Genomic DNA, 4,354 nt, shown 5'->3' on the forward strand with positions numbered 1-4,354 from the left:
GCACGGCGATCGGCAGGAAGTGGAACATCAGGTTCGGGTACGCGACGTCGTCGTTGGAGCGGATGAACCCGCCCGCCTCGAAGTGGTTCGTGGCGCCGGGGCCGCGCCGCAGGAACAGCCAGTCGGCGCCGATGAACGGCCGCCGCCACATCGCCAGCGACGGCTGCTGCGAGACCGGCTGCGTGCAGGCGTGCTGGACGTAGACCTCCAGATGGTCCTGGAGGTTCTCGCCGACGCCCGGCAGGTCGTGCACCACCCGGACGCCCACGGACTCCAGGAGCGCCTTCGGCCCGACCCCGGACAGCTGGAGGAGCTGCGGGGTGTTGATCGCGCCGCCGCACAGCACGACCTCGCGCGCCTCGATGCGCTCGCCGCCGCACTGGACGCCCACCGCCCGCGTCCCGTCGAAGAGCACCTTCTCCACGTGGGCCCGCGTCCTGACCGTGAGGTTGGGACGGCGGCGCACCGGATGCAGATAGGCGCGGGCCGCGCTGAGCCGGCGGCCCCGGTGGACGTTGCGGTCGAAGGCGGCGAAGCCCTCCTGGCGGTAGCCGTTCACGTCGTCGGTGAGCGGATGGCCGGCCTGCTGGACCGCCTCGAAGAACGCCTCGAACAGCGGGCCGCGGGCCGGGCCGCGCTCCAGCTTCAGCGGGCCGTCGTCGCCACGGAAGGGGGAGCCGGGGTCGGCCAGGCAGTTCTCCATGCGCCTGAAGTAGGGCAGGCAGTGGGCGTAGTCCCAGTTCTCCATGCCGGGATCGGCGGCCCAGCGCTCGTAGTCCAGCGGGTTGCCGCGCTGGAAGATCATCCCGTTGATGCTGCTGGAGCCGCCCAGCACCTTGCCGCGCGCGTGGTAGATGCGCCGGTCGTTCATGTGCGGCTCTGGCTCGGACTCGTACTTCCAGTCGTAGAACCGGCTGCCGATGGGGAACATCAGCGCGGCCGGCATGTGGATGAAGACGTCCCAGAGGTAGTCCGGCCGGCCCGCCTCCAGCACCAGCACGGACACCGACGGGTCGGCGCTCAGCCGGTTGGCCAGGGCGCAGCCGGCCGAGCCGCCGCCCACGATGACGAAGTCGAAGCTCAACGCGGGATCCAGTCCTTCCACACGATCTTGTTCTCCTCCACCCACTGCCGGGCGGCCTGCTCGGCGGTCTTCTTGCCGTTGATCATCTCGGCGGCCACGGCGTTCTGGTTGTCGTTGGTCCAGGTGAAGTTGCGCACCAGCTCGTACGCCTTCCCGCCGCGCTCGGCGAACCGCCTGCTGACGATCTTGTCCAGCAGGTACGGCGGGTAGTCGCAGGCGACCCTGGCGGGCACGTCGTCGCAGCCGACCGCGTACGGGGGCAGGTTGACCTTGACCAGTTTGACCTTGGTGAACAGCCATTGCGGTTCGTAGAAATACATGAGCAGGGGCGTGCGGGTGCGCGCCGCCGTCTGCGCGGCCTTGATCAGCGCGTCCTCGCTGCCGGAGTAGACGACCTTGTAATCGAGGCCGAGGTTCTTGATGAGAACCTCGTCGTTGGTGACGAATGTCGGGTCCCCGTCGAGTACCTGACCCAAATTTCCGGTTTTGGCGGTCCGGAATAGGTGTGCGTACTTGTTCAGGTTCCGATAGTCGGTTAAGTCGGGATATTTCTTGGTCATCCACTCGGGGACGTACCAACCGATCACGCCTTTGTTGCCGGTGAGCCCGGCCGACAGCGCCACCTTCTTCTGCTCGATGTACTCCTTCTTCAGGTCGTTGTGTCCCCAGTTCTCGACGATCACGTCGACCTTGCCGGATTCGAAATCGCGCCAGGAATCGCTCTCGTTGTTCTTGCGCGTGTTGACCTTGTAACCCAGCTCGTGTTCGAGCAGGTAGGCCAGGACGGCGGCCTGGGCCTCGTACCCGACCCAGGCGTGCACGTCGATGTTGACCGTGCCCTTGGCGGCGGCCCCGGTCTCGGGGGCGCCGCCGGAGCAGGACGTCAGGAGCAGGGCCGCGAGCAGCGGCCCGGCCAGCTTCTTGGTTCGCATGAGAGGTCTCCGCGACCGCGCCTCCGCCGGCGGGCGGCCGGCGCGGACGCGGTCAAGAGGGGTCACTTGGGGAGCCAGGCCTGCCACTTGGCGGTGTTGGCCTCGACCCACTTCTTGGCGGCCTGCTCGCCGGTCAGGCCGTTGTTGGTCATGTCGTTGGCGACCGCGTTCTGGTCCTCGTTGGTCCAGCTGAAGTTCTTGACCAGCTCGTACGCCTTGCCGCCGGTGTCGGCGAACTTCTTGCTGACGATCTTGTCGAGGTCCAGCTCGGCGTAGTCGCAGGCGACCTTCTTGGCGTCGGCGTCGCAGCCCTCGGTGTACGGGGGCAGGTTCACCCGGGTCAGCTCGACCTTGTCGAACAGCCAGTGGGGCGTCCAGAAGTAGAACAGCAGCGCCTTCTTCTGCGCCTGCGCCTGCTCGGCCGCCTTGAGCAGGGCCGCCTCGCTGCCGCCGGTCACCACCTTGTAGTTCAGCTTGAGGTTCTTGACCAGGGCCTCGTCGTTGGTGACGTAGCTCGGGTCGCCGTCGAGGAGCTGGCCCTTGCCGCCGGACTCCGACGTCTTGAACAGGTCGGCGTACTTGTTCAGGTTCTTGTAGTCGGTGATGTCGGGGTACTTGTCGGCCATCCACTTGGGCACGTACCAGCCGATGACGCCCTTGTTGCCGGTGGAGCCCGCCGAGAGCGCGACCTTCTTCTCGTCGATGAACTTCTTCTTCAGGTCCGGATGGCCCCAGTTCTCGATGATGACGTCCACGTCGCCCGTCTCGAAGCCCTCCCAGGCGACCTGCTCCTTGATCTCGGGCAGCTGCACGTCGTACTTGAGCTCGTTCTTCAGCAGGTAGGCGACGACGTTCGCGCTGGCCTCGTAACCGACCCACGGGTTGATCGCGATCTTGACGGTGCCGGTCGTCGCCGCGCCGGAGGCGGCGCCGGCCGACGGGGCGGCGGAGCTGGGGGAGGTCTCCACCTTGGCGCCACCGCCGCAACCCACGGCGGTGAGGCCGACAACGAGCAGGCCTGCGAGCAGGCGAATCTTCATGTGCGCTTCCTCTTTCGGGGGGAAGGGCGCCTGTCGGCGCCCTGCGTGATGCGGTCGAGCATGACTCCGAGCAGGACGGTCGCGATGCCCGCCACGAAGCCCATGCCGAAATCCGTGCGCTGGGAGAAGCCGACGACCACGTCGTAGCCGAGCGCGCCCGCCCCGACCAGGCCGCCGACGACGACCATGGCCAGCGTCATCACGATGCCCTGGTTGGCGGCGAGCAGGATGGCCCGCCGCGCCATCGGCAGCTGCACCTTCCACAGCAGCTGGCCCGGGGTCGAGCCGGCCGACGCGGCCGCCTCGACGACCGTGCCGGGCACCCCTCTGATGCCGTCCTCGACCAGGCGCACCACGGGCGGCACCGCGTAGATCACCGAGGCGAAGATCGCGGTGAACCGGGTCGTCTCGAACAGGGCCAGCGCCGGGAGCAGGTAGACGAACGCGGGCATGGTCTGGGCGGCGTCCAGCAGCGGGCGCTGAACGGCCGACCAGCGTGGCGAGCGGGCCGCGGCCACCCCCAGCAGCAGGCCGACGACGAGGGTGACGAGCACCGCCACCGCGACCGTGGTCATCGTCTGCATGGCGTGCTCCCACACGCCGAGCAGCGCGATCGCCAGCAGGCAGCCGAGCGCGGTCAGCGCCGGGCGTACCCCGCTCACCCGCCAGGCCAGGACCAGCACCGCGAGGGCGACCAGCCACCACGGGGCGGAGGTGAGCAGGCCCTCCAGCGGGTTGAGCAGGAAGGCCGAGGTCAGGTCCTTGACGAACGTCGTGACCGGGTACCAGGTCGTCTCCGCCCAGCGGACCGCGTCGTTCACCGCGCCGGCGAAGGTGACCGTCAGGCCGTCGGGCCAGCCCGCGGGCAGCGCGAGCCCGGCCGCCACGCACGCGACCGCCAGCGCCGCCGCGACCGCCAGGTCCGGCCGGCCGACCGACGCGTGCGCCTCGCGGCGGGCCACCGACATGAGCATGCGGTCGAGCACGACGGCCATGACCACGATGGCCAGGCCCGCCGGGAGCATGATGCCGACCTGGGCCCGCGACAGGCCGCGGATGATGTCGCCGCCCAGGCCGGGGGCCGAGATCAGGTTCGCGATCACGACCATCGACAGCGCCATCATGATGGTCTGGTTCACCGCCAGCGCCATCGTCGGACGGGCCAGCGGCAGCTGCACCTTGAACAGCGTCTGACGGCGGGTCGCGCCGAGCGACGCCGACGCCTCGACCGCCGTGGCGGAGACCCCCTCGACGGCCAGCGCGGTGATCCGGATCGCGGGCGGGATCGAGTAGATCAT

Annotated in this window: 4 protein-coding genes; all 4 read right to left on the reverse strand. The window is 68.9% G+C overall.

Translation table 11 applies throughout. From position 1 onward, the window contains the following. On the reverse strand, positions 1 to 1,105 hold a 1,105-nt coding region (locus tag ACWCSD_RS48730; protein ID WP_449926007.1), incomplete at its 3' end, for a GMC family oxidoreductase N-terminal domain-containing protein. Further along, positions 1,081 to 2,016, reverse strand: a complete 936-nt coding sequence (locus ACWCSD_RS48735; RefSeq protein WP_449926010.1) for an ABC transporter substrate-binding protein — start codon at positions 2,014 to 2,016, stop codon at positions 1,081 to 1,083. The genes ACWCSD_RS48730 and ACWCSD_RS48735, both read right to left, overlap by 25 nt. Positions 2,017 to 2,078: 62 nt before the next feature. Beyond that, complete coding sequence (locus ACWCSD_RS48740) at positions 2,079 to 3,056, reverse strand: ABC transporter substrate-binding protein (RefSeq protein ID WP_352350246.1); 978 nt, start codon at positions 3,054 to 3,056, stop codon at positions 2,079 to 2,081. Next, on the reverse strand, positions 3,053 to 4,354 hold a 1,302-nt coding region (locus tag ACWCSD_RS48745; RefSeq protein ID WP_449926014.1), incomplete at its 5' end, for an ABC transporter permease subunit. The genes ACWCSD_RS48745 and ACWCSD_RS48740, both read right to left, overlap by 4 nt.

The sequence above is a fragment of the Nonomuraea sp. NPDC001684 genome (genome assembly GCF_053596515.1).

Coding starts and splice junctions, on each gene's coding strand:
- ACWCSD_RS48740 (WP_352350246.1), bottom strand. CDS start 3,056: ATGAAGATTCGCCTGCTCGCAGGCCTGCTCGTTGTCGGCCTCACCGCC.
- ACWCSD_RS48735 (WP_449926010.1), bottom strand. CDS start 2,016: ATGCGAACCAAGAAGCTGGCCGGGCCGCTGCTCGCGGCCCTGCTCCTG.